At 71.4% G+C, this 24,285-nt stretch carries 22 protein-coding genes; 9 read left to right on the plus strand and 13 right to left on the minus strand.

Annotation, left to right across the window (positions count from 1 at the left end; translation table 11 throughout):
* The first annotated feature begins 165 nt into the window (after positions 1-165).
* Genes ABRP24_RS01305 through ABRP24_RS01315 form a run of 3 tightly spaced genes read left to right on the plus strand, consistent with a single transcriptional unit; the run spans position 166 to position 3,042 of the window.
* Positions 166-861 carry an HAD family hydrolase gene (locus tag ABRP24_RS01305; RefSeq protein WP_349847756.1) on the plus strand — a complete coding sequence of 232 codons (696 nt, stop codon included), beginning with the start codon at positions 166-168 and terminating at the stop codon, positions 859-861.
* A complete protein-coding gene (locus tag ABRP24_RS01310) occupies positions 858-1,925 on the plus strand; it encodes an alcohol dehydrogenase catalytic domain-containing protein (RefSeq protein WP_349847755.1) in 1,068 nt (355 codons plus the stop codon). Before ABRP24_RS01305 ends, ABRP24_RS01310 begins: the two co-directional genes overlap by 4 nt.
* Before the next feature lie 7 nt (positions 1,926-1,932).
* Positions 1,933-3,042 carry an alpha-D-ribose 1-methylphosphonate 5-triphosphate diphosphatase gene (locus ABRP24_RS01315; RefSeq protein ID WP_349847754.1) on the plus strand — a complete coding sequence of 370 codons (1,110 nt, stop codon included), beginning with the start codon at positions 1,933-1,935 and terminating at the stop codon, positions 3,040-3,042.
* A gap of 28 nt (positions 3,043-3,070) precedes the next feature.
* Here ABRP24_RS01315 and ABRP24_RS01320 read toward each other — a convergent pair whose 3' ends face one another.
* The 10 genes from ABRP24_RS01320 to ABRP24_RS01365 all read right to left on the minus strand — a co-directional run bounded on the left by ABRP24_RS01320 (position 3,071) and on the right by ABRP24_RS01365 (position 13,836).
* On the minus strand, positions 3,071-4,171 hold the full coding sequence (locus tag ABRP24_RS01320; protein ID WP_349847753.1) for a TIGR03364 family FAD-dependent oxidoreductase: 1,101 nt from the start codon (positions 4,169-4,171) through the stop codon (positions 3,071-3,073).
* Positions 4,168-5,913, minus strand: a complete 1,746-nt coding sequence (locus tag ABRP24_RS01325; protein ID WP_349847752.1) for an ABC transporter permease subunit — start codon at positions 5,911-5,913, stop codon at positions 4,168-4,170. Before ABRP24_RS01325 ends, ABRP24_RS01320 begins: the two co-directional genes overlap by 4 nt.
* Entirely contained in the window at positions 5,910-6,746 is an 837-nt protein-coding gene (phnC, locus tag ABRP24_RS01330; protein ID WP_349847751.1) for a phosphonate ABC transporter ATP-binding protein, read from the minus strand. The genes ABRP24_RS01325 and phnC overlap by 4 nt, the downstream gene beginning before the upstream one ends.
* 35 nt (positions 6,747-6,781) lie before the next feature.
* Complete coding sequence (locus ABRP24_RS01335; RefSeq protein ID WP_349847750.1) at positions 6,782-7,723, minus strand: phosphate/phosphite/phosphonate ABC transporter substrate-binding protein; 942 nt, start codon at positions 7,721-7,723, stop codon at positions 6,782-6,784.
* A 192-nt stretch (positions 7,724-7,915) separates the two neighbouring features.
* Positions 7,916-8,788, minus strand: a complete 873-nt coding sequence (locus ABRP24_RS01340; protein ID WP_349847749.1) for an EamA family transporter — start codon at positions 8,786-8,788, stop codon at positions 7,916-7,918.
* Between the two features lie 371 nt (positions 8,789-9,159).
* Positions 9,160-10,026, minus strand: coding sequence for a CPBP family intramembrane glutamic endopeptidase (locus ABRP24_RS01345; RefSeq protein ID WP_349847748.1), 867 nt, complete (start codon positions 10,024-10,026; stop codon positions 9,160-9,162).
* On the minus strand, positions 10,023-10,907 hold the full coding sequence (locus ABRP24_RS01350) for a CPBP family intramembrane glutamic endopeptidase (RefSeq protein WP_349847747.1): 885 nt from the start codon (positions 10,905-10,907) through the stop codon (positions 10,023-10,025). The genes ABRP24_RS01345 and ABRP24_RS01350 overlap by 4 nt, the downstream gene beginning before the upstream one ends.
* Positions 10,908-11,079: 172 nt before the next feature.
* Entirely contained in the window at positions 11,080-11,574 is a 495-nt protein-coding gene (locus ABRP24_RS01355; RefSeq protein ID WP_349847746.1) for an HNH endonuclease, read from the minus strand.
* A gap of 352 nt (positions 11,575-11,926) precedes the next feature.
* Positions 11,927-12,898 carry a C40 family peptidase gene (locus tag ABRP24_RS01360; RefSeq protein ID WP_349847745.1) on the minus strand — a complete coding sequence of 324 codons (972 nt, stop codon included), beginning with the start codon at positions 12,896-12,898 and terminating at the stop codon, positions 11,927-11,929.
* 242 nt (positions 12,899-13,140) lie between these two features.
* The gene (locus ABRP24_RS01365) at positions 13,141-13,836 is read right to left on the minus strand and encodes a metal-dependent transcriptional regulator (protein ID WP_027466592.1); all 696 of its coding nucleotides are present in this window, start codon (positions 13,834-13,836) and stop codon (positions 13,141-13,143) included.
* 184 nt (positions 13,837-14,020) lie between these two features.
* Between ABRP24_RS01365 and serC the strand changes: the two genes are divergently transcribed.
* Entirely contained in the window at positions 14,021-15,136 is a 1,116-nt protein-coding gene (gene serC / locus ABRP24_RS01370) for a phosphoserine transaminase (RefSeq protein ID WP_349847744.1), read from the plus strand.
* 78 nt (positions 15,137-15,214) lie between these two features.
* Here serC and ABRP24_RS01375 read toward each other — a convergent pair whose 3' ends face one another.
* Positions 15,215-16,090, minus strand: coding sequence for a DUF3027 domain-containing protein (locus tag ABRP24_RS01375; protein WP_349847743.1), 876 nt, complete (start codon positions 16,088-16,090; stop codon positions 15,215-15,217).
* Positions 16,091-16,094: 4 nt separating this feature from the next.
* Positions 16,095-16,472 carry a cold-shock protein gene (locus tag ABRP24_RS01380; protein ID WP_017888041.1) on the minus strand — a complete coding sequence of 126 codons (378 nt, stop codon included), beginning with the start codon at positions 16,470-16,472 and terminating at the stop codon, positions 16,095-16,097.
* 109 nt (positions 16,473-16,581) lie between these two features.
* Here ABRP24_RS01380 and ABRP24_RS01385 point away from each other — a divergent pair, with 109 nt between their 5' ends.
* The 5 genes from ABRP24_RS01385 to ABRP24_RS01405 all read left to right on the plus strand — a co-directional run bounded on the left by ABRP24_RS01385 (position 16,582) and on the right by ABRP24_RS01405 (position 22,876).
* Positions 16,582-16,827, plus strand: coding sequence for a hypothetical protein (locus tag ABRP24_RS01385; protein WP_035809225.1), 246 nt, complete (start codon positions 16,582-16,584; stop codon positions 16,825-16,827).
* A gap of 28 nt (positions 16,828-16,855) precedes the next feature.
* Positions 16,856-18,622: a helicase-associated domain-containing protein gene (locus tag ABRP24_RS01390; RefSeq protein WP_349847742.1), complete on the plus strand. Its 1,767-nt coding sequence runs from the start codon at positions 16,856-16,858 to the stop codon at positions 18,620-18,622.
* A 48-nt stretch (positions 18,623-18,670) separates the two neighbouring features.
* Positions 18,671-20,368 carry a DNA repair helicase XPB gene (locus ABRP24_RS01395; protein WP_349847741.1) on the plus strand — a complete coding sequence of 566 codons (1,698 nt, stop codon included), beginning with the start codon at positions 18,671-18,673 and terminating at the stop codon, positions 20,366-20,368.
* 51 nt (positions 20,369-20,419) lie between these two features.
* On the plus strand, positions 20,420-21,115 hold the full coding sequence (locus ABRP24_RS01400) for a response regulator transcription factor (RefSeq protein WP_017888045.1): 696 nt from the start codon (positions 20,420-20,422) through the stop codon (positions 21,113-21,115).
* A 66-nt stretch (positions 21,116-21,181) separates the two neighbouring features.
* Positions 21,182-22,876, plus strand: coding sequence for a cell wall metabolism sensor histidine kinase WalK (locus tag ABRP24_RS01405; protein ID WP_071244033.1), 1,695 nt, complete (start codon positions 21,182-21,184; stop codon positions 22,874-22,876).
* 215 nt (positions 22,877-23,091) lie between these two features.
* Here ABRP24_RS01405 and ABRP24_RS01410 read toward each other — a convergent pair whose 3' ends face one another.
* Entirely contained in the window at positions 23,092-23,988 is an 897-nt protein-coding gene (locus ABRP24_RS01410) for a hypothetical protein (protein ID WP_349847740.1), read from the minus strand.
* Between the last annotated feature and the right edge of the window lie 297 nt (positions 23,989-24,285).

A 24,285-nucleotide genomic window follows, 5' to 3' on the forward strand; every position in this document is an offset into this window, starting at 1 on the left:
AGCCGGTCCCCCTGGCGGACCGCATGCCTGTCCGGACAGGCCGTGACGAGCCTCCCGGCGTCGTTCACCTGGCGGACACCTGCGCACCGTCTGCCCGCCACGGGGCGCTCCGACGCTGGTCGGACCGCGCCGGTCCCGGCGTGACGGCACGAACCCAGGAGTCCCATGATCTCGCTCGTCTGCCTCGACATGGCAGGAACCACCGTCGACGACGGTGGCGTCGTCCTCGACGCCTTCCGCACCGCGCTCACCGACGTCGGCCTCGAGCACGGGAGCTCGGAGCACGACCGTGCGGTGCAGTACGCGGTCGACACCATGGGCCAGTCGAAGATCGCCGTGTTCACGGCGCTCTTCGACGGGGACGGCGACCGAGCCGAGGCTGCGAACACCGCGTTCGAGCGCGCGTACGCCCGCACCCTCGACCGCGGCGTGCGGCCGGTGGACGGCGCCGTCGAGACGCTCGTCGCACTCCGCGCAGCGGGGCGACGGATCGCGCTGACCACCGGGTTCTCGCCCGCGACGCGCGACGCGGTGCTCGACCTGCTCGGCTGGCGGCCGCTGATCGACCTCGCGCTCTCCCCTGCCGACGCCGGCCGCGGGCGCCCGTACCCGGACATGGTGCTCGCCGCCCTGCTCCGGACCGGCACCGACGACGTCCGTGACGTGGCGGTCGTCGGGGACACCGTCGCCGACCTGCTCACGGGACACCGTGCCGGCGCCTCCGTCGTGGCGGGCGTGCGGACCGGGACGCACCAGGACGCCGACTTCGCGACCGTCCAGCACACCCATGTCCTCGACTCGGTCACCGAGGTGCCGTCGGTGCTCGCCGAGGTCGAGGACGCCGCCCGGGTCCTGGCGTGACGCCGGTGCGCGCCGCCGCCCGGTACGCCCTGTGGCACGGCGTCGGCGCCCCGGTCACCGTCGAGTCGCTGCCGTCGACGACGCTGCCGGACGGCGGTGTGCTCGTCGAGGTCGAGCTGGCCACCGTGTGCGGCAGCGATCTGCACACCGCGCTCGGCCACCGTCCGGGTCCGACACCGAGTGTCCTCGGCCACGAACAGGTCGGCCGCGTCGTCGCGGTCGACGCCGTGCCGCCGACCACCGTCCAGGGACAGCCGGTCCGGGTCGGTGACCGCGTCGTGTGGTCGGTCGCCGCGTCGTGCGGCGACTGCGACCGGTGTGCGTCGGGCATCCCGCAGAAGTGCCGCTCCCTGCGGAAGTACGGTCACGAGGCCGTCACCGCGGACTGGACGCTGAACGGCGGCTTCGCCACGCACTGCGTCCTGCTCCCCGGCACGGCGATCGCGGTCGTCCCCGCGCACGTGCCGGCGGCCGTCGCCGCGCCGGCGGCCTGCGCCACGGCTACGGTGGCCGCGGCTCTCGACGCGGTGCAGCGACCGCTCGACGGCGCGCGGGTCCTGGTCACCGGTGCCGGCATGCTCGGGATCACCGCCGTCGCGATGGCCGTCGACGCGGGTGCCACCGTGACCGTCTCCGACCCGAACGCGGGCCGACGTGCCCGGGCGGTCTGCTTCGGCGCGGCGCGGGCCGTCGCCCCGGGTGACGCGATCGGGTCCTTCGACGTCGCGGTCGAGCTGTCCGGCCACCCCGATGCGGTCGAGGCGGCGGTGGACTCCCTCGACGTCGACGGTGTCGCCGTGCTCGTCGGCGCGGTCTCGACCAGCCGTCCGGTGACCATCGACCCGGAGCAGATCGTGCGGCGGCTGAACCGGATCGTCGGAGTCCACAACTACGCGCCCCGTCACCTCGCGACCGCGGTGGCCTTCCTCGCGCGCAGCGAGCTGCCCTTCGCGGACCTGGTCGAGCGGTCGGTCGGCCTCGACGCGGTCGGGCACGCCGTCACGACACCGCCGTCGGACGGGTTCCTGCGCCGCGGGGTCGACCCCGCGGTCGCCGTGGTGTGATGGCTGCGTGACGACCTTCACCGCTGCCCGTGTCCACCGGGGCGACGGCGGGACCCCGGGTTCGTCCTTCGCAGTGCGCGACGGCGTGGTCGTCGAGGCGTCGGACGGACCGGTGGTCGACCTCGGCGACGTCGACGTCCTGCCGGGTCTGGTCGACCTGCACGCCGACTCGCTGTCCCGCTTCGAGCAGCCGCGCCCCGGCGTCCCGGTGCCGCTCGGGCACGCGCTCGAGTCCTTCGCCGCCGACGCCCTGCTCGCCGGCGTGACGACCGCCCTGCTGTGCTGCTCGGTGGAGCACGCGACGGCTCCGGCGCGCAGCGCCGAGCACGCCGCCGCCGTCCTCGACGCGGTCGCCGCGTCCGACCTGCCGGTCGACGTCCGCGTGCACCTGCGCGTCGACGTCACCCACGACGACGCCGTGGCGGCGGCCGGGAGGCTCGTGGCGGCGCATCCGGATCGGGTCACCCTGGTCTCGTACATGGACCACACCCCCGGACGCGGCCAGTACTCGACCGTCGCCGCCTGGAGACGGGCCTACCGCGCACTCGACCGCGCCGACGACGAGGTGCTCGATGCCCGCCTTGCGGCGTTCCACGCCGGTGCCGAGGGCATCGGCCGCCGACGAGCGGCCATCGCCGAACTCGCGAACCGGGCCGGTGTCGTCATCGCAGCACACGACGACGAGACGCCCGAGGCCGTCCTCGAGGCCAGGCGGCTCGGCGCCCGGATCTCGGAGTTCCCGGTCACCGAGCGCGCTGCGGCCGCGGCGATCGACGCCGGGCTCGGGGTCGTCGTCGGTGCCCCGAACCTCTGGCGGGGCGGGTCGCACGGCTCCGGGCTGTCCGCTCGCGCGGCGATCGCGGCCGGTCGGGCCGACGTGGTGGCGTCGGACTACCAGCTCGGGTCGCTGCTGCCGGGGCTGCGAGCGGCCGCCACCGCCGGGGTCGCACCGTTCGCCGAGCTCGTCGCGACGGTCACCCGGAACCCCGCGGAACACGTCGGGCTTCCGGACCGGGGGCTCCTCGCACCGGGTCGCCGTGCGGACTTCGTCGCCGTGCGCGAGGACCGTGTGGTCGGTGTCTGGCGCGACGGCCGGCAGCGGCTGTTCCGCGACTGACGGTCTCCCCCGCCGAAGACCACCGGGGTCAGCCGAGGACCGTCGGCGCGATGCCGAGGCCGGTCGTCATACCGATGCCCGTGGTGACCGTCACGACGTCGACGCCCGGAACCGGTTGGTCGATGAGGAACTCCCGCCCCGGGGCCGAGGCGTAGACGCCCTGCCACCGGTCGACCACGGAGACCGGCGCACCGAACAGCCGCTCGGTCTCGGTGACGAGCAGCCGGAAGCCGTCCTCGTCCTGGAACGGCGGCGCATCGACCCCGCGCTCGTGGGTGTCGCCGACGATGACGCTGCCGTCCGGCGGCGACGTGTACATCTGGTTGAGGTCCCAGCGGATCCCCTCGGGCAGGTCGGCGGCGAGCCGGTCCCGCAGGGCACCCGCTCCGGGCATCGCGGCGAACCCCGAGTAGCGCAGCATCGACCACCCGGTCAGCAGCGGTGTGGCGAGCGGGAAGGCGAGCGGGATCGTCGCACGCAGCATGTGGAGCCGGCAGCGGACCAGGCCGATCGACTCGGCGAGCTCCGGGAAGAGCTGGTCGAGGTCGTGGTTGGTGCAGACGACGATCCGGGTCCCCTCCACGACGCCACGACCGGTGCGGACGGCGCCGGTGGTGACCTCGAGCGCGGGGGTGCGCCAGTGGAAGGTGACCCCCTGCCCGGCGAGCCAGCGCGCGATCGCGGGTGCCGCCTCCCGGGGGTCGACCTGCAGGTCGTGCGCGAGGTGCGCGCCGCCGAGGGCCGAGCCGGGGTCGACCGGAACCGCCGCGGCGATCTCGGCCGCGTCGGCCAGCCGCAGGTCCGCGCCGGAGTCGCGGTACTCCTCGAGCACCGCCAGCTCCTCGGGGCGACGGGCGACGACGTGTGCACCGCGTTCGCGCGCCGTGAACCCGGCGAGCTGCGCGAGTTCGAGCCAGCGGCGGCGTGCCTCCTGCGCGTACCCGGCCGCCTCCCCGGTCTGCGGGGTGACGCAGGCGTGCCCGAAGTTCCGGACACTCGCACCGACGACCGCGGCCGCACGGTCGACCACCGCGACGCGGGCGCCCTGCCGGAGTGCCTCGTAGGCCATGCCGAGCCCGACGATGCCCGCGCCGACCACGACGACGTCGTACCGTTCCGTCGCGCTCACCGGAACACCCGCCGCAGCCACATGGCCAGGCCCTCGGTGACGAGCACCGTGACCAGGATGAGCAGGACGATCGCGGTGACGGACGCGTAGTTCGATCCCTGCGCTGCATTGAGGAGGTAGTAGCCGATGCCGCCACCTCCGACGATGCCGAGGATCGTCGCCGCACGGATGTTCGTGTCGAGCAGGTAGAAGGTGTGCCCGAGCATCGCGCGGAACCCCTGCGGCACCGTCGCCGAGGCGTAGCGCTGCAGGCGACCCGCGCCGGTGGCGGTGACGGCGCGCTCGGGCCCGGGAGCGACCTCTTCGAGCGAGTCCGCGATCAGCTTGCCGAGGAGCCCGATGCCACCGAACGCCAGGGCGAGGGTCCCCGCCTGCGCACCGAGCCCCGTCACGACGATGAGCACGACCGCGAGGATCGTCTCCGGGATCCCGCGGACGACGACGAGCAGCAGCCGTGCGCCGCCCCGGACCCCGCGCCCGGGAGCGACGTTGCGGGCGGCGAGGGACCCGATGACGAGCGAGAGCAGCAGCGCGAGGACGGTCGCGGCGAGGGCGATCGCGACGGTGTCGAACATCGCGCCGAACATGATGCCGGCGCCGTAGCTGCCGAAGGACGGCGGCCAGAACTGCACGGCGACGGCGGGGATCTTGCCCCACACGGTGACCAGGCCACCCCAGGCGATGTCGCAGACCACGACACTGCCGACGACGACGGCCAGGGCGACCCAGCACCAGATCGCGTTCCGGACCCGGACGGGGGTCCACGGACGACGGAGGGTGCCCTCGACCGTCGCAGCGACCGGTCGCCGCGTGGCCGGTACGGCCTCGGCTCGCTGGCGGTCCCGCCGACGCATCCACCGACGGGCAGCCGTGGCACCGATGCCGCGCCCGGCCGGGGCCACACCGAGCATGGCGGCGCGAACCGAGCTGGAGACGATCTCCATCAGGACGCACAGGCCGAAGATGACGATGGCGTACCCGATGCCGAGTGAGTAGTCGAGCGACTTGAACGCGAAGGACATCTCGCGGCCGAGGCCGACGATGCCGACGTACCCGAGGATGACCGACCCGCGCAGGTTGATGTCGTTGCGGTGCAGGATCGTCGCGACCCACGACGGCAGCACCTGCGGGAGCACCCCGGCGGTGAACTGCTGCGCACGGCTCCCCCCGGCTGCCCGGATCGCGTTGCGCGGTCCTTCGTCGATCTGCTCGATGGCGTCCGCGAAGAGCTTCGAGATCATCCCGACGGAGTGGATGCCGATCGCCAGGATCCCGGGCAGCGGACCGATCGTGAAGACCAGGACGAACACCATCGCGAGGACGACGTCCGGCACGGCCCGGGTCAGGACGCTGACGAACCGCGCGGCGGCCACCCACCCGCGGCCCGGGCTGGTGTTCGCTGCCGCCAGGTACGCGACGGGGACGCTCAGCGCGGCGGCGAGCAGGGTGCCGAGCAGGACGAGCCCGACGGTGAGCGCGGTCTGCTGCAGCAGCACCGGGGCTTCCGGGAACCGAATGGTCCCCACACGCTGGAAGAAGTGCTCGGCGTTCGACCACGACGCGATGATGTTCGGGATCGAGATGTCGACCCGCGCGACCGCGACGCACGCCAGCACGCCGAGGGCGACGAGGGTCAGCACCGCAGCGGTGCGCTCCGGCGAGACCCGGCGGCGGGGTGCCCGACGGGCCACGTCCTCGGCGAGCGCCGCCGCGGTTCCGGGTCGGGTGTCGAGCGTCGTCACGAGGTCCGCTCCCCCGCGTCGAGTGCGTGCAGCTCGGCCTCGATGGTGGCGAACTCGTCGGTGCTCGTCGCGACCTGCCCGTAGATCTCCATGACCTCCGACTTGCCGAGGCCGTCGGTCCTGGTGTCGAGCACGACCTCGCCGTGCCGGAGCCCGATGATCCGGTCCGCCCACGACAGGGCCAGGTCGACCTGGTGCAGGCTGCAGAGCACCGTCAGCCCACGGTCGGCGGCGATCTCGCGGATGAGGCGCATGACCTGCCCGCTGGACTCCGGGTCGAGCGAGGCGACCGGTTCGTCGGCCAGGAGCACCGTCGGGTCCTGCATGAGGGCCCGGGCGATCGCGACGCGCTGCTGCTGCCCGCCCGACAGGGTGTCGGCCCGCTGGTAGGCGCGGTCGAGCAGTCCGACGCGGTCGAGGTGCCCGAGTGCGGTGCGACGGAGGCCGCGCGGGTACGACCAGAGGCCGAGCCGCGGGCCGCGGAGGGTCGCGAGTGCTCCGGTGAGCACGTTCTCGAGCACGGTGAGCGCCGGCACGAGTTCGAACTGCTGGAACACGAACCCGACGCGGCTCCGCAGCTCGCGCAGACGACGCCCGGTCAGGCGGTGCACCTCGGTCCCGTCCACCCGGACGCTGCCGGACGTCGGGAGCTCGAGCGCGTCGACGTGCCGGAGCAGGGTGCTCTTGCCGGAGCCCGACAGCCCGAGCAGCACGACGACCTCGCCCTGCCCGACGCGCAGCGACACGTCGCGCAAGGCCGTCGTGTCGCCGAAGCGCTTCGTCAGGCCGGTGATCTCGACGGCCGGGGTACCGACCGGTGCGTGGTTCGTCATGGTGCTCCTCGGGCTGCCGTCTCGCGGTCGCCGGGTCAGGCCTGGCAGGTGGTCGACTTCGTCGTCTTGCAGATGTCGCGGATCAGGTCGTAGTACTCGTCGTCGACGGGCTTGGTGCCGTAGAAGACGCTGCGGAAGCCGTCGCTGTCGGCGCTGGTGACACCGGCGTCGATGATCTGGTCGATGGTGACGTCGGACAGTGCCTTCGTCAGCGTCTCCTTCTCGGCCGACGGCAGGGTGTCGGAGACGACGATCGGGGCGCCGGGGACCATCGTCTTGGCGACGACGCGCACGTCGTCGTTCTTCTCGACCTCGCTGTCCTCGGCGAACCCGGCGTCGCACTCGGTGCCCGCCGCGACCTTCTGGACGCTGACGTCGTGCTTGCCGGCGAACACCGGGGTGACGTCGGTCTTCGGGTCGACGCCCGCCTTGAGCAGGTTGTAGCTCGGGAACAGGTAGCCCGAGGTCGACGAGGGGTCGACGAAGCAGACCTTCTTGCCGGCGAAGTCCTTCAGCGAGTCGATGTCGCTGTCCTTCGGCACGATGGCCTCGGAGTAGTACCCGGGCTTCTGCCCCTCGGCGGTGATGATGGAGGAGATCGGGGTGATCTTCGCGCCGTTGTTCTTCGCCGTGACGTAGGTGAACCCGGAGAACGACGCGACGTCGATCTTGCCCGCGACGGACGCCTCGATGAGCGCGGCGTAGTCGGTCGACTCGTGATACTCGACCTTCTTGCCGGTCTCCTTCGCGATGTAGTCCATCAGCGGCTGGTAGTTCGTCTCGGTGTCCACGGAGTCGGGGACCACGCCGAACACGATGGTGTTCTCGTCCGCGGCGTACTGCACGGCGTCGGAGCCACCTGCGGGGCTGCTGTCCCCGGTCGCGGCGGTGGAGCCTGCGGAGCAGGAGCTGAGCGTGGCGACGAAGGCCAGGGCGCCGGCCAGCGCGACGAGCGACTTGCGTGCGGAGATGGGCATGATGACCTTTCGGGCGGTTCGGGGGGCGGGTCCGGTGCGGACGACCGCAACTGTCGCAGCCGACCGGTGGAGCGGAGTTCCGTCCCGGTACACGCGGCGTGGACGGCAGGTGAACTCGGTTGGCACCTGTCCGGACAGGCCGCCGTCGCAGCAGTCGCGTCGCTGTCGCCGTCGCCGTCGTCGTCGTCGTCGTCAGAGCGCGAGCAGCGCGATGCCGCCGAGCACGACCACCGCGGCACCGACCCGGGCGAGCGCACGGCCCTCGCGGAGCACCAGCACCCCGAACAGGCTGACGAGCACGACGCTCACCTCACGCATCGGGGCGACGAGCGCCACGGGAGCGATGCCGATCGCGACCAGCACGAGGATGTACGACAGCGGCGACAGCACCCCGAACGCGAGCACCCGCGGCCAGTGCTGCCGCAGCACGGGCAGGACCTCGCGCCGCCGCGACCCGAGGGCCAATCCGAAGAACACGACCTCGACCGCCGTGCACCCGACCATGAACGCGACCGGCGCGACGCCGAGGTCGCGGACGACGTAGGCGTCCCAGATCGTGTACGCGGCGATCGCCACCCCGGTGAGCAGACCTGCGACGAGCCCGGGGTCGATCCGCCTCGGCGGGAGCTCCGTCGACGTCGTCCCCCGGTCGGCGAGCCCGACGGCGACCACACCGACGAGCACCAGGAGCCCGCCGACCAGGGCGATCCAGTGCGGGCGCTCACCCAGGAGCACGATCGCCAGGACGACGCTGATCGTCGGCCCGGTCCCCCGCGCCGTGGCGTACACCGTCGACAGCCGCCCGACCCGGTACCCGCGCTGCAGCACCAGCATGTACAGGACGTGCAGCACCCCGGATGCGGCGACGCCGAGCACGAACCCGCCGGGGTCCGCGTCGCCGAGTCCCCCGGTGAACGGGACCACACCGATCCAGGCCACCACGCTCGACACCGCGCCGAGCCACAGGAACGGCATCCCGATCCGGCTCACCCCGTGGGCGATGACGTTCCACCCCGCGTGGGCGACCGCGGCGGACAGGACGAGGAGGACGGCGAGCGGTGTCACGGCAGGACCTTCTGCCCGGCGCGCGGCGCGACGGGCGAGGTCCTCCAGGCTTTTGTCCGTTCAGATGACGGCCCGCGTTCGGTGGCGGACCGTGGCGCCGCTCGGACCAGTCGGACGGGGAGTCCCGGAACCCTAGGCGCTGTCGGGACGGACGCTAGCAGCGCGGCCCACCCGGCCGCCAACCTGTCCGGACAGGCGCGAGCCTGCGTTCAGGTGGCGTTCTGCGAGCGTTCCGGTCCGTCGCCGTGGCGCATCCGGCCCGACGACGCACGACGGACGGGAGGCCCGTGGCGGGGCCGTCACGGGCCTCCCGTCCGTCACCTGGTGCGTTCGACGCCCCCGGCGCTCGATGCCCGTCAGTCGCGGTCACTTCATGCGGTCTCGCCGCCGCCGGTGGTTGTGTGGCGTTCCCGGCGGCTGCGGAGTGTCTCGCGCGCCACGCTGATCGCGATCGCGACCGAGAGCGCGATCAGGATGATCTCGATGACTCCGGCGGTTGCCGGGGGCTCGGCGCCCTCGTGGTCGCGGCCCGCGGTCTGCAGGAACAGCGCGGCGTCGTTGAGCCCGTGCAGGAGCATCGGCACCCACAGCTTCCCGGTGGCGCGGCGGGCCGCGTAGAAGAGCGCTCCGTCCATGCTGAGGAACGCAACCTGGAACAGGACCAGGCCGAGCGGGAGTCCGGCGATCACGAAGCCGACCACGTGGGCGAGGCCGAACATCACCGAGGAGACGATGAGGACGACGAACTCGGAGTGGTGTGCGCGGAGCGCGGTGACGAGGATCCCGCGGAAGAACAGCTCCTCGCCGACGCCGACGCCGAGCGCACCGATGAGCACGACGACGATGATCCCGGCCGACGCCTCGGACCACGGCACGAGGCTGAACAGGATGGCCGTGCCGGTCAGCGACAGAGCCGGCGCTGCAAGCCACCACCAGCGCCGGGGTTGCCCGACGGCGACGGAGCGCTCGTGCCAGATGTCGTTCCACCAACCCGAGCGCCGAGCGAAGAACACTCCGGCGACGACCATGATGCCGACCGGGACCCAGGTGCCGACGAGCCAGTCCGCGATCGGGTGGTGCTCCCCGTCGACGACGGCGCTGAGCAGGTTCCCCACGCCGGCGGCCATGAGGACGTAGACCACGCAGGCCACGAGCGCGATCCAGAACAGCCGCGGAACCTCACGACGCCAAGCAGGCAGTCGGTCGGTTGTGGTCGATGAGATGGGGTCGGTGCTCATGCTGCTGCTCCGGTCTGGTGGGTCTCGGGGTCGGAGCTGCTGACTCGGCCCTTGATGAAGAAGAGCACCAGGAGTGCGAGCACCGGGTAGGCGAAGTTGAAGATCCCCGCGAAGCCGATCAGCCCGGCGTCACCGGCGGCCGCAGCGGTGGTGTCGATGCCACCGGTCGCCAGGATCGTGGTCGGGTCGGTCGCCGCGTGCAGGAGCATCGCGGGGACGATGCTGCCCGTGACCCGCATAGACAGGTAGAACATCATGCCGGCGCCGAACGTGTACACGACCGTGACGGCCACCGTGACGAGCGGTGTCCCTCCGATGGCGTTCGAGGCGTGCATCAACCCGAACAGCAGCGACGACAGCAGCGCGACGGTGCGTTCGGTGTGGTGCCCGCGTCGGAGGAGGTTCACGGCAACGCCACGGGCGATGAGCTCCTCGGCGAACCCGATGCAGAGACCGAGGAAGAGCACCGCGAAGACCACGGAGACCGAGTACGACGACCAGTTCGTCGCGACGAGCCGGATCACGATCGGGACGAGCAGCAGGACGACGGCGATCCACATCCACCCGCGTCCGGGCAGTGGCTGGCGACCGAAGACCTCGCGTCCCCATCCGAGCGTGCGGACGAAGACCAGGGTGAGCAGCCCCATCACGATGATCGGCAGGGCGACGCCCACGATGACCCCGCGGGGTGTGGCGAACACCTCGTCCGCGGTGATGCCGCTGGCGAGGGTGTGGGCGTTCAGCCAGCCGAGCCCCTCGTAGACCGCCAGGTAGAGGACGACGGCCAGCACCGCGCGCCACCAGCCGCCGCGGTTCCAGAACCGCTGCCACGGGTTCCGACCGGCTGCCGTGTCGGTCGAGCGCTCTGTTCCTGCGGCCATGCTGTCCTCGCGGGTCTCGGTCGTCGGGGCACGTGGTGACTCGTCCTCACGTCAGCGTAGTGCGAACTCGGATCGCTCCGAGCGCCGTGAACGCGCGACGGGACGGACTGGAGGCCCGTGGCCGTGCCCGCCACGGGCCTCCAGTCCGACACGCGGCGCGCCGCGGCGGCCGCTACGCGGCCACGAGGTACTCGTCCCACTCCGCCTGCGGACGCTCGATGCCGCGCACGACCCACGAGGACCCGTGCGGCACCTTCGGCGGGAACCGGAGACGCCACCCCATCTCCTGCGGGGTGCGGTCGCCCTTGGTGTTGTTGCAGGCCAGACAGCAGGCGACGAGGTTGTCCCACGAGTCCTGCCCACCGCGCGACCGCGGCTGCACGTGGTCGATCGTGGTGGCGTGGCGGCCGCAGTAGGCACAGTGGTTGCCGTCCCGACGCAGCACACCGCGACGGGACACCGGCACGAGCCTCGAGTGCGGGATGCGCACGTAGCGGGTGAGGATGATGACGGACGGACGGTCGTAGCTCGACGTCGACCCGGTGACCGGGTGTTCGACGTCGGCGGCGACGATGGCGGCCTTCTGGTTCATGACCAGCACGAGGGCTCGTCGGAACGAGATCACCGCGAGGGGCTCGTAACCGGCGTTGAGGACGAGAGTGCGCATGGGTTCCCTTCCGACGTGCCTGGACGGCTTCCAGGCGCTGCGGGTGCGTCGGACCGACGACGCGAACGGGTGAGGACGACCTGTTCACACCCCTGGAACCACGAAGAGCACCACCCGGATGGGCAGTGCTCTCGTCATGCAGGGGCGTGCTCGTGCACGCAGGCTGTGCTCGACCATATGTCGACGCGCGCGCGCCGACCCATGGTGCGGGTCGTGCGGAACATCGACATGAGGGTCTCCTGTTCGCGCCGGTGCGGACCGGTGCAGCGTCAGGTTAACCCAGAAACCGGCCCGGCACGAGAGTGCGCGGGCCGGTTCCGGTGAAGTTCACACGCCGGAGGGGCAGTGGTCGCTAGATGCCGAAACGGACGATGTGGTAGTCGCTGGTCCAGATCGGGCGGATCTGCACGGTGCCACCGGGCTTCGGGGCGTCCATGATCATGCCGTTTCCCATGTAGAAGCCGTCGTGCGCCTCGTTGTTGAAGATGACGACGTCACCGGGCTGCGCCTCGGACTCGGGGATCGTGGTGCCGGCCTGGTCCTGCAGCGGCACCGAGTGCGCGAGGTTGATGCCGTACTGGGCGTACACGAACATGATGAAGCCCGAGCAGTCGAAGCCCGACGGGTCCGCGCCACCGAAGACGTAGGGGGTGCCGATGTACTGCTTGCCCGTGGCGACCACTGCCGGCAGCGAGAACGGGGTGTCGGCGGCGGACGAGCTGGCCGCGTACTCGGCGGCCGTCGGTCCGGTGTACGAGGAGTACTGCTTCGCCGTCGCGGCACGGGCGGACTGGGTCTGCTCGGCCTGCTCGGCGGCTTCCTTCGCTGCGGCGGCCTGGTCGGCGGCGGCCTGCTTGGCGGCCTTCTCGGCGTCGAGCGTCGCGGTGGAGGTCGCGCCGAAGCCGTCACGGCTCGTGTCGGCGAGCGCCACGGCGTCGGAGACCGACAGTTCCTGGCTCTGCGTGGCCCGGACCTGACGCTGGGCGTCGGCGGCGGCGGTCGAGTTGCTCGAGGTCGTCGCTGCGAAGGCCGGGGCGACCGCGACCGTACCGAACATGCCGACGGCCACGGTGAGGACGACCGGCGCGAGGAACTTGCGCTTGCGCGACGACGAGCTGGCCTTGGCGGTGTTCGCTGCGGCCGCGGCCTGCGCGGCACGACGACCACCGGGCAGCGGGGCGGAGCGCACCGGCACGACCTTGCGGACCGGGCGGCCCTCGGTCTCGCGCACGGCCCGCCGGGTGAGCGGGGCGGTGGTGGCGTTCTCGGTGTTCGTCGGGTTCGCGGGCGTCTGGTCGTCCGCGGCGGTACCGGTCTGCGTCAAGAGGTGGTTCTCCAACGTCTCGTCATCACGCCGCCGTGGGTGTCCGGCGGTGTGCAACCCCATCCGTTCGTCATCGTTTCCGATCGAGGCAGGAGACGGGTTCGAGACGTCCTGCCACGGGTCTCCGGCTCAGGGGCAGCGCGGCGACTCGGACGAGTGTACGGAGGCGTCGTTACCGTGTCGAGACCAAACGCCCCGTGGGTAACGAAACGGTAAAGACTCTCAGGGAGGAACAGGAACGGTCAGTCCCGTTCGATGTAGACGTGCTGCGCGACCTCGATGGGCAGCTCGATGCCCGAGTCCTCGCCCTCGACGCGGACCGCGACGTAGGCGCCCGCACGCTGCACGCTCGCCATGCGCCCGGGCATGACCCCGGCGGTGCGGAGCTGGTGCAGGAGCTCCGGTTCGAACTGCACGGGCTCGCCCAGGCGTCGGACGACCCCGGTCGTGACGGCGTCGGTGCCCTCGGTCGCGGCGACGATGTTCTGGACACCGTCGAGGAACCCGGCGGCCGCGGGGCCACCGATCTCGGCCAGTCCGGGGATCGGGTTGCCGTACGGCGATTCCGTCGGGTTGCCGAGCATCTCGAGCAGGCGGACCTCGACCTGCTCGCTCATGACGTGCTCCCACCGGCAGGCCTCGTCGTGCACGAAGGCCCAGTCGAGTCCGATGACGTCGGCCAGCAGGCGTTCGGCCAGACGGTGCTTGCGCATCACGTGGGTGGCACGGGAACGACCCTCGTCGGTGAGCTCCAGGTGGCGGTCACCGGAGACGACGACCAGGCCGTCGCGCTCCATGCGGGCGATGGTCTGCGAGACCGTCGGGCCCGAGTGTCCGAGGCGCTCGGAGATGCGCGCGCGCAGCGGCACGATCGCCTCTTCCTCGAGGTCGAGGATGGTGCGAAGGTACATCTCCGTGGTGTCGACGAGATCGGTCACGGTCCGCCTCTCATGTCTGGGCCCAGCGCCGACCACACTACTTGTTCGCACCGACGAACACCGACCGGCGCCCGGGTGCACGTGAGAAAGGGTCATCCGACGCGGTGGACGGGCGGGTCGAACCCTCCCCGTCCGGCCGGTACACGGGCTCGGGCAGGCGGATCGTCGTCGGTAGGATCGGTGCATGGCAGACATCGTCATCCCGGCCGAACTCCTCCCCACCGACGGTCGCTTCGGCTGCGGTCCGTCGAAGATCCGCGGCGCCCAGCTCGAGTCCCTCGTGACGCGCGGCGCCACGATCCTCGGCACCTCGCACCGCCAGAAGCCCGTGAAGGACCTGGTCGGCAGCGTCCGCTCCGGCCTCGCCGACCTGTTCCAGATCCCCGAGGGGTACGAGGTCGTCCTCGGCAACGGCGGCTCGACCGCGTTCTGGGACGCCGCCGCGTTCGGCCTCATCGAGCGCCGTGCCGAGAACCTGTCCTTCGGCGAGTTCGGGTCGAAGTTCGCCAAGGCCGCAGCGGCCCCGTGGCTCGAGGCTCCGCACGTCGTCGAGGCACCGGGTGGCTCCCTCGCCGCACTCGAACCGGTCGAGGGCGTGGACGTCTACGCCTACCCGCACAACGAGACCTCGACGGGTGTCATGGCCCCGGTGGTCCGCGCGACCGGTGACGCCGGCGCCCTCACCGTCGTCGACGCGACCAGCGCCGCCGGTGGCGCCCTGTTCGACGTCAGCGCCACCGACGTCTACTACTTCGCCCCGCAGAAGAACTTCGCCTCGGACGGCGGCCTGTGGCTCGCGCTGCTCTCCCCCGCCGCGATCGAGCGGGTCGAGCGGATCGCCGCCTCCGACCGGTACATCCCGGAGTTCCTGTCGCTCAAGAACGCCGTCGACAACTCGCGCCTGAACCAGACCCTGAACACCCCGGCGATCTCCACGCTGCTGCTCCTCGACGAGCAGGTGCGGTGGATGAACGAGTCCGGTGGCCTGGCATGGGCGGACCTCCGCACGAAGACCTCGTCGTCGACGATCTACGACTGGGCCGAGGCCAGCGCCTGGGCGACCCCGTTCGTCACCGACCCCGCCGCTCGCTCCCAGGTCGTCGCCACGATCGACCTCGACGACTCGATCGACGCCAAGGCCGTGGCCGCGACCCTGCGTGCGAACGGCATCGTCGACACCGAGCCGTACCGGAAGCTCGGCCGCAACCAGCTGCGCGTCGCGACGTTCACCGCGATCGACCCGGACGACGTCGCGAAGCTCGTGCGCGCGATCGACTTCACGATCGACGCCCTGCGCTGACCTCGGGGACACCCGCCGGAACGAGGACGGGCCCGGCACCACCGGATCGGTGGTGCCGGGCCCGTTCGTCGGTCCGGGTCAGGCGCGGTGGAAGCCCGGGTCGGCCTCGCCGGCGTCGAGCTGGTCGACCTCGAGATCGGCGTCGGGCTCGAACGGCTGCACGCGGCGGGCACGGCGGCGACGGGGCGGTTGCGGGGCCTCGTCCTCGGTGTCGGTGTCGGTGTCGCTCACATCGGCGAGCGCATCGACGTCCACACCCTCGATGTCGTCGTCGTCCGACTCGTCGAGGTCGTCCTCGTCGGCGTCGAACTCGTCGTCATCGTCATCGTCATCGTCGTCGTCCGACTCGTCGTCGTCCTCGTCGTCATCCGAGTCGTCGTAGTCGTCGTCCTCGTCCGAGTCCTCGTCGTCTTCGTCGTCATCGGACTCGTCGTCGTAGTCCTCCTCGTCGGAGTCCTCGTCCGACGCGTCCTCGGCGCCGTCCTCGCCCTCGTGCTCCTGCGCGGCCCGGTACTCGGCCAGTCGCTCGGACCACGGCACCCACTCGGGCGCGACGAGCGAGCCGTCCCCGGGCATCAGCTCGACCTCGAGGACGGTCGGTTCGTCGTCGCCGACCTTGGCGACGCTGACGGTCCACCGCCACCCGGGGTAGCCGGGCAGCCGGTTGGCGAACAGGACGGACACGACGCCGTCCCCTTCGTCCACGGTGCCGACGGGCGCACCGACGGTCGACTCCGGGGTGACCTCGAGCAACGCCTCGCGCGCCAGGTCGGTGTAGTCGATGGGCGCTGCGTCGATGGGCGCTGCGTCGATGGACGCTGCGTCGATGGACGCTGCGTCGGTCGACGCTGCGTCGGTCGACGCTGCGTCGGTCGACGCTGCGTCGGTCGACGCTGCGTCGGTCGACGCTGCGTCGGGAGCCGTCTCGGCCCCTGCTGTCTCGGACTCGGTCATGGGGTCACGCCTCCAACTGGTCTGCGACGTGCCGCAGGATGGCGGCGATGCGATCGCCGTTCTTCGGGTAGCGGCCGTGGCGGAGGTCTCCGCTGATCCGGTCGAGTTCCTTCACCAGGTCCTCGACGATCACGGCCATGTCGTCCGCGGAGCGACGGGTCATCCGCGACAGCGACGGCTGGGGCTCGAGCAGCCGCACGGACAACGCCTGCGACCCCTTCTTGCCCTGGACGACGCCGTACTCCAGCCGCGTGCCGGCCTTGACGGTCACGACGCCGTCGGGCAGCGAGGACGCGTGCAGGAACACCTGGTCGCCGTCGTCTCCGGTGATGAAGCCGAAGCCCTTGTCGTCGTCGTAGAACTTGACCTTGCCGGTGGGCATGCGTGGACTCCTCGAGGTCGTGGTACGGCCGTGGTGCGTCGGATATCCTGGGTCGATGGCCAAGCCGACCCGATCAACCGGGAACCCGCAGGACTCCGCAGAACCCCCGGTGACGTTCAATCGTACCGAACGCGCTCTGGCGTTCATGATCGGTGGGATCATCATCCTCGGCTTGCTCTGCTTCGTCGCGATGATCATCATGTGGCTCACCGCACCGGCTGCCCAGGGTGCGATGCCGTGGCCGGTGGTCATGGCGATCCCGCTCTTCGGCTTCCCGATCGCCATGGTGCTGGTCTTCACGCTCCTCGGCATCACCTGGACACGTCGCGCACGAGCGAACCGGACGGCTCGCTGACGTCCGCCCCGGACGCTGGCACCGGACGATGACGACCACCGCCGACCTCGCCGCCCGACTCCGGGCGATGCCGGACGATGCGCTCGAGCGCCTCGTCGCGGCGAGGCGACTCCCCACCGCTGCACTCGCCGAGACGGGCCCGCAGCGCATCACCGACTTCTTCGACCTCGCCGAGGCGCTCCGCAGCGACGACGCCGTGGACGCCGCCGTCGAGCACCTTCCGCGCGCGACGATCCTCGCGCTGCGTGACGGCGGAGCCGTCGACGCGCTCGGCCCCGCGATCGAGCTCGGCCTCGCCGACGAGGACGGCGCAGTCGACGACGCGGTCGCCGCACGCGTGGCCGCCCACCCCGACCTCACCTCGCTCGACGAGCAGCCTGGAGGCCCGGAGCAGGTCCGCCCCGCTGCTCCCGCCCTCGACGCCGCGGCGCTCGAGCGTGCGCGCACCACCGGCGCGGAGCAGGCGTTCGCGACGATGACCGTGCTCGCCGAACTGCTGCGGGCGGTCGACGCCGGCGCGGTCCGCGAACTCGTCAAGGGCGGGATCGGCATGCCGCTCGCCCGCACCCTCGCCGAGCGCATCGGCACCGACGCCGAACTCGTCGCGGGTCGCCTGGCGCTGCTCGACGGCATCGGGTTCGCCGACCCCGACACCGGACGCTGGATCGTCACCGACGCCGGGCACGCCTGGTTGCTCGCCGGGTGGCCGGAGCGCTGGGTGTCGCTGGTGGCCGCGTGGTCGGACACGCTCCCGCCCGCCGTGCACCAGGTGCTCGACCTGGCCGACGGGGACCTGCGCGACCTCGTGCCGCTCGGGCGCTGGGCGTACCCGGCGGGGTCCCGCTGGCTCGATGCCCTGCTGCTCGACGTCGCCGGCACCGCGGCGTCGCTCGGCCTGGCGGTCGACGGCATCGTGACGAGCACCGGTCGGGCGCTCCTCGACGGTGACGCCGAGCAGGCCGCCGACGACCTGCCGGCCACCGTCGAGCGGGTCTACCTGCAGCACGACCTCACCGTCATCGCACCGGGGCCGCTCGCGCCGGTGGACGACGACGCCCTGCGCACCGTCGCCGTGCTCGAGGCGCCGGGCCTCGCGGCGCGCTACCGCATCTCCGAGGACACCCTGCGCGCGGCGTTCCGGGCCGGACACTCCCGCGACGACCTGCTGTCCCTGCTCGGACGGCTGTCGGCGACCGGGATCCCGCAGCCCCTCGCCTACCTGATCGACCAGGTGGCCGGACGCGACGGCAGCATCGTCGTCGACCGGGGGCCGGGTGGCGTCGGGACCGAGGTCCGCGGCACCGCCGACCAGCTCGACCTCGTCGGGGTGGACGCCGAGCTCCGGCAGCTCGCGTGGGAGCGGCCCGACCTGACGACGCTGACCACGCGCTACCCGCCGCACGTCGTGCACACCGCGCTCGAGGACCAGCGCTACCCGGCCGTCCTGACGACCGCAGCCCGCCCCGAGGCGCACCACGGGCCTCCCGGCCGGCGCAGCCCCACCGGACGCTCGCCGGAACAATCGGCGCACGCACTCGTCGAACGGCTCCGCCTGACGACGCAGCGCGGCGACTCGGAGCCGGAGCAGGAGTGGCTCGGTCGGCAGATCGACCTGGCCGTGCGCGGACGCACGCCGATCCGTGTGACCGTCCGGATGCCGGACGGCTCGGAGCGGCCGTTCTCGATCGTGCCGACCTCGGTCGCGGCCGGACGCGTCCGCGGGCGGGACACGGCCGTCGACGTCGAGCGGACCCTGCCGCTGTCGCTCGTCGTGTCGGTCGAGAGCGACGCCTGAGCCGCGCGGTCACCCGCACGCAGGTGCCGACGGCTAGGCTGGCAGGTCATGAACGGACCGCTGATCGTGCAGAGCGACCGCACCGTGCTCCTCGAGGTCGCGCACCCCGATGCCGAGGACGCACGCCACGAGCTCGCGGCCTTCGCCGAGCTCGAACGCGCTCCCGAGCACGTGCACACCTACCGGATCACCCGCCTCGGACTCTGGAACGCGCGCGCCGCGGGCCACGACGCCGAGGCGATGATCGACACCCTGGAACGCTTCGCGAAGTTCCCCGTGCCGCAGAGCGTCACGGTCGACATCCGCGACACGGTCTCGCGCTACGGACGGCTCGTGATCCGTCGCGAGGAACGACCCGACGCACCCGTGATCGCGAACTCCCCCACCGAGGAACTCGAGCGGCTGCCGCTCCTGCTCCTCACCGCCGAGGACCCGTCGGTGCTGGCCGAGGTCATCCGGTCGAAGCGCATCAAGCCGCTGCTCGGTGACATGCGGTCCTCGACCGAGGTCGAGCTGCAGCCGTGGGCGCGGGGACAGATCAAGCAGGAGCTCGTGAAGCTCGGCTGGCCGGCGGAGGACCTGGCGGGCTACACCCCTGGCCAACCCCACCCGATCGACCTGGACACGGCCGAGTGGCACATGCGGCCGTACCAGGAGCAGGCCGTCGACACGTTCTTCGCCCAGGGCTCCGGCGTCGTCGTGCTGCCCTGTGGTGCGGGCAAGACGCTCGTCGGCGCGGGCGCGATGGCGACCGTCAAGGCGACCACGCTCATCCTCGTGACGAACACCGTCTCGGCGCGGCAGTGGCGCACCGAGCTCCTCAAGCGCACGACCCTGGCGCCGGAGGACATCGGCGAGTACTCGGGCAGTGTCAAGGAGATCCGGCCGGTCACGATCGCGACCTACCAGATCCTCACCGCCCGCCGGAAGGGCGAGTACACGCACCTGTCGCTCCTCGACGCCCTCGACTGGGGCCTCATCGTCTACGACGAGGTGCACCTGCTGCCCGCGCCGGTGTTCAAGCTGACCGCCGACCTGCAGGCCCGCCGACGCCTGGGCCTCACCGCGACGCTCGTGCGCGAGGACGGCCGCGAGGGCGACGTCTTCTCGCTCATCGGGCCGAAGCGATACGACGCCCCGTGGAAGGAGATCGAGGCGCAGGGCTACATCTCGCCGGCCTCCTGCTACGAGGTCCGCATCGACCTGCCGCACCAGGACCGCCTGGAGTACGCGGCGTCGAGCGACGACGAGCGCTACCGGCTCGCCGCGACGTCCCCGGCCAAGACCCCGGTCGTGCGGGAACTCATCGAGAAGCACCGCGGTGAGCAGATCCTGGTGATCGGGCAGTACATCGACCAGCTCGACGAACTGGCCGCATCGCTCGACGCCGCGGAGATCACGGGGGCGACCCCGGTCGACGAACGGGAGCGGCTGTACGACGCGTTCCGGTCCGGCGAGGTCGACGTGCTCGTCGTCTCGAAGGTCGCGAACTTCTCGATCGACCTGCCCGACGCGACCGTCGCCATCCAGGTCTCCGGCTCGTTCGGGTCCCGGCAGGAAGAGGCGCAGCGGCTCGGCCGGCTCCTCCGCCCGAACAAGGACGGCCTGCCCGCGTCGTTCTACACGCTCGTGGCCCGGGACACCGTCGACCAGGACTTCGCGCAGAACCGGCAACGGTTCCTGGCGGAGCAGGGCTACTCGTACACGATCCTGGATGCCGACCAGGTCCAGACGCCCGTGGGCTGACGTACGAACCGCTCCCAGGAAACCCCGAGGGAACAGTCAGAAGATAGGACCATGAGCGATGGCCCCAAGATCCTGATCGTCGACGACGAGCCGAACATCCGCGACCTCCTGACGACCTCGTTGCGCTTCGCCGGCTTCGCCGTGCGTGCGGTGGGCAACGGGGCACAGGCGATCTCCGCCGTGCTGGAAGAAGAGCCGGACCTCATCATCCTCGACGTGATGCTGCCCGACATGAACGGCTTCGGCGTGACCAAGCGCCTGCGTTCCTCGGGCTACACGTCGCCGATCCTGTTCCTCACGGCGAAGGACGACACCGAGGACAAGATCACCGGCCTCACCGTCGGCGGCGACGACTACGTCACCAAGCCGTTCTCGCTCGACGAGATCGTCGCCCGCATCAAGGCCATCCTCCGTCGCACCATGAACGACGAGGAAGACGCGATCATCCGCGCCGGCGAGCTCACGATGGACCAGGACACGCACGAGGTCACGATCGGCGACGCGCAGATCGAGCTCTCGCCCACCGAGTTCAAGCTGCTCCGTTACCTGATGCTCAACCCGAACCGCGTGCTGTCGAAGGCGCAGATCCTCGACCACGTGTGGGAGTACGACTTCAACGGCGACGCCGGCATCGTCGAGAGCTACATCTCGTACCTGCGCCGCAAGCTCGACCAGTACTCCGCCGAGCCGATCATCCAGACCAAGCGCGGCTTCGGGTACATGCTGAAGGCGTCCAAGGCCTCGTAGCACCATCACCTCTTCACGGCGGTCGTCCGGTTTCACCGGGCGACCGCTGTCTATCGTTGGGGCAGCATGCACACGCGAATGAACCACTGGTGGGACGGGATCTCCCTGCGCACCAAGATCACCGGGATCACGGTGCTTCTCGTCGCGCTCGGATTGCTCGTCGCCGGACTCGGCACGATGACGGTGCTGTCCACCTACCTCATGCAGCAGCTCGACAACACGGTCAAGCAGACGACCGAGCAGCTCGAGGGTCAGAACATCAGTGACGGCGAGCAGTACTGCAAGCTGTCCGTCGTGGTGTCGCAGAGCGCCTACGTCGCCGCGTACGACGCCGACGGTGACCGGATCTGCCAGACGAAGGCGTCGAGTCGACCCGACGTCCGTGAAGCCACCCTGGTCGAGGCCTCGCAGTCGAACCAGCGCATCTCGCTGTACGACAGCCAGCACAACCACGAGTGGCGCGCCCAGATCATCCCGGCGTCACTGCAGAACCAGTCCGACGGCACCACCGAGACCGGCTACGTGCTCATCGCCGTCTCCAGTGCCGGCACCGACGAGACGATCGGCAAGTTCACCGCGATCTTCCTCGGGTTCGGTGCCTCGGTCATCCTGCTCGGCGCCATGCTCACCCGCCTGCTCGTCACCGCGACCTTCGACCCGCTGCGCGACGTCGAGGACACCGCTGCGCGGTTCGCCGCGGGTGACTTCAACCAGCGCCTCGAGGCCGACACCCCGAACACCGAGGTCGGCCGGCTCAACCGCTCCCTCAACGTCATGCTCGAGCGGATCGACTCCGCGTTCGAGGACCGCGAGCGCACCATCGCCCAGATGCGCCGGTTCGTCGGGGACGCCTCGCACGAGCTCCGCACGCCGCTGGTGTCCCTGCGCGGGTACGCCGAGCTGTACCGGATGGGGGCCCTGCGCAAGGAAGAGGACGTCGCCCAGGCGATGGAGCGCATCGAGAAGGAAGCGCAGCGGATGGGCCTGCTCGTGCAGGACCTGCTGCAGCTCGCCCGCATCGACGAGTCGAAGCCGCTCGAGCTCGGCCCGGTCGACCTCGTCGCCATCGCCCGCGACTCGGCGCTCGACACGATGGCCTCCAACCCCGACCGCGAGATCCAGGTCCTCGTCGAGGACTCCCTGACCGGCGAGAGCGTGCCCCAGGCCGTCCGTCCGTCGGCGTCGTCGTCCATCGGCTCTCCGGACTCCGGCGAAGCACCGCCCGTGTCGCCCACCTCGGCGAACACCACCGGGCCGATCGCGTTCTCGCGCCAGACCATCGCCCGACTCCGGGCCCGTCGCACCCGCGCCATGAACATCGACGCCGGTGCCGCGCCGACCGACGAGACCACCCCGCTGCCCACGGTCGTACTGCCGAAGCGCCCGCCGATCGTCCTGGCGGAAGAGAACAAGATCCGCCAGATCGTCACGAACCTGATGGGCAACGCCATGCGGTTCACGGCGAACGACGACCCGATCGAGATCGGCATCGGCGTGGACGACGAGCGCGGCATGGCACACCTCGACGTGATCGACCACGGTGAGGGCATCCCGCCGCAGCTGCGCGAGAAGATCTTCCAGCGCTTCTGGCGTGCGGACACCTCCCGCGCCCGGGACACCGGCGGCTCGGGCCTCGGGCTCGCCATCGTGTCCGGCATCGTCGCGGCGCACCACGGCTCGGTCGAGGTCTTCGACACCGAGGGCGGCGGCGCCACCTTCCGCGTCTGGCTCCCCCTGCTCCCCCGCGACTTCTCCGCCTGAGCCGCACGGGCCGTGGGGCCCTGCCGCTCGCGGCGCTCGCGTCCCGTGGGCGTCCCGTGTCCCGGGCGGTCACAACACCCCGTCCGACGCCGCCGAGTGGTCACGATCTGTCGTCTGCGCGCCCGCTGACCGACAGTTCGTGACCGGCCGGCGAGCGGCCGTCGACATGTCGTGACCGCCCGGCGACGAGATCTTCAGCGTGGCGATCACGGCCGTCACGCTGACAGCCGACGACTTCCGACCGCTCGGACCTCGAAGGCCTGTCGGAGTCGCTCGAACAACACCGCGGGTCGGTGTGCGTCCGACGCCGTCGCGTGGATCACGAGCCAGTCGTTCACCACGAACCCGTTGTCCCGTCGTTGATCGTGTCGGAAGGTGTCGCGCTCGCGGTGGTGATCGCCGTCGTACTCCAACGCGATGCCGAACTCCGACCACGCCATGTCGACGCGGCCGAGGAACCGACCCGCACCATCGTGCACGTCGACGTTCAGCTCCGGCTCGGGGAACCCCGCTTCGACCACTGCCAGACGGAGCCAGGTCTCCTGCGGCGACTCCGCCCCGGCCCGGACGAGGTCCAGCGCGCGCCGAGCAGCGAGCGCGAAGCGTGTGCCGGGGCGGATCGACGCACGGAGGTCGTCCGCCGTCGCCAGCCCGGCTGGTCCGACGAGGTGGTCCCCGATCGCGACCAGCGCGTCCCGATCGACCACGCCGGCGCACTCGAACCACATCTGCGCGGGGACACTGACCGGGAACCCGCGGTGTTCGACGGTCCTCGGCCGGTCCAGCCGGTGCGCGACCACGCCGGGCCGACGCATCCGGCACCCGTCCCTCGCGGTCGAGACGTGCACCGGGCCGACCGAGCGCACCGACTGCGGCAGTGGCGCACCCCAGATCGCGGCGGCCGTCGTGTGGCTGAAGAACTGGTCGGGACGCATGACCAGGGTGACGGCGCCGATGAAGTCCACCGAGTCGATCGGAGCACGCACACCGTGGACCGGGGCTCCCAGGTCGGTGCGCCGGAGTCGTTCCGGATCGATGCCGTGACCGACCGCATCGGCCACGCGGAAGGTGGTGCGGTCGAACGGAGCAGGGAGGCGACGGGGAGCTGACATGCCGTCATGGTCGTCGCGGGGAACGTGAGCCGACCACGCGCACTCGCAACCTGTGGAGAACGAGGTGAGCCGGGCCTCCTGTGTGGGAGAGCCGACCCCCGGACACGCGCAAGCCGCACGCACGAGCCGGTCACGACTCCCCGCTCCTGCGCCGCCGAGCGGTCACGATCTGTCGACTGGAACGGGCCGAGCCGACGATTCGTGACCGCTCGGCGGACCTGAGCGGGGTGTTGTGACCGCCCGCCCGGGCCCCGCCACCGCACACGCGGAAGGCCCCCCGCCACCACACACGGAAGG

The sequence above is a fragment of the Curtobacterium sp. WHRI 8282 genome (assembly GCF_040223925.2).
GTDB classification, from domain to species: domain Bacteria; phylum Actinomycetota; class Actinomycetes; order Actinomycetales; family Microbacteriaceae; genus Curtobacterium; species Curtobacterium flaccumfaciens.

Excerpts from the sequence above, each read along its gene's own strand:
- ABRP24_RS01345 (WP_349847748.1), bottom strand. The coding sequence starts at position 10,026 with ATGAGCACCGACCCCATCTCATCGACCACAACCGACCGACTGCCTGCT.
- ABRP24_RS01410 (WP_349847740.1), bottom strand. The coding sequence starts at position 23,988 with ATGTCAGCTCCCCGTCGCCTCCCTGCTCCGTTCGACCGCACCACCTTC.
- ABRP24_RS01335 (WP_349847750.1), bottom strand. The coding sequence starts at position 7,723 with ATGCCCATCTCCGCACGCAAGTCGCTCGTCGCGCTGGCCGGCGCCCTG.
- ABRP24_RS01350 (WP_349847747.1), bottom strand. The coding sequence starts at position 10,907 with ATGGCCGCAGGAACAGAGCGCTCGACCGACACGGCAGCCGGTCGGAAC.
- ABRP24_RS01405 (WP_071244033.1), top strand. The coding sequence starts at position 21,182 with ATGCACACGCGAATGAACCACTGGTGGGACGGGATCTCCCTGCGCACC.
- ABRP24_RS01395 (WP_349847741.1), top strand. The coding sequence starts at position 18,671 with ATGAACGGACCGCTGATCGTGCAGAGCGACCGCACCGTGCTCCTCGAG.
- phnC (WP_349847751.1), bottom strand. The coding sequence starts at position 6,746 with ATGACGAACCACGCACCGGTCGGTACCCCGGCCGTCGAGATCACCGGC.
- ABRP24_RS01305 (WP_349847756.1), top strand. The coding sequence starts at position 166 with ATGATCTCGCTCGTCTGCCTCGACATGGCAGGAACCACCGTCGACGAC.
- serC (WP_349847744.1), top strand. The coding sequence starts at position 14,021 with ATGGCAGACATCGTCATCCCGGCCGAACTCCTCCCCACCGACGGTCGC.
- ABRP24_RS01355 (WP_349847746.1), bottom strand. The coding sequence starts at position 11,574 with ATGCGCACTCTCGTCCTCAACGCCGGTTACGAGCCCCTCGCGGTGATC.
- ABRP24_RS01400 (WP_017888045.1), top strand. The coding sequence starts at position 20,420 with ATGAGCGATGGCCCCAAGATCCTGATCGTCGACGACGAGCCGAACATC.
- ABRP24_RS01380 (WP_017888041.1), bottom strand. The coding sequence starts at position 16,472 with ATGCCCACCGGCAAGGTCAAGTTCTACGACGACGACAAGGGCTTCGGC.
- ABRP24_RS01390 (WP_349847742.1), top strand. The coding sequence starts at position 16,856 with ATGACGACCACCGCCGACCTCGCCGCCCGACTCCGGGCGATGCCGGAC.
- ABRP24_RS01375 (WP_349847743.1), bottom strand. The coding sequence starts at position 16,090 with ATGACCGAGTCCGAGACAGCAGGGGCCGAGACGGCTCCCGACGCAGCG.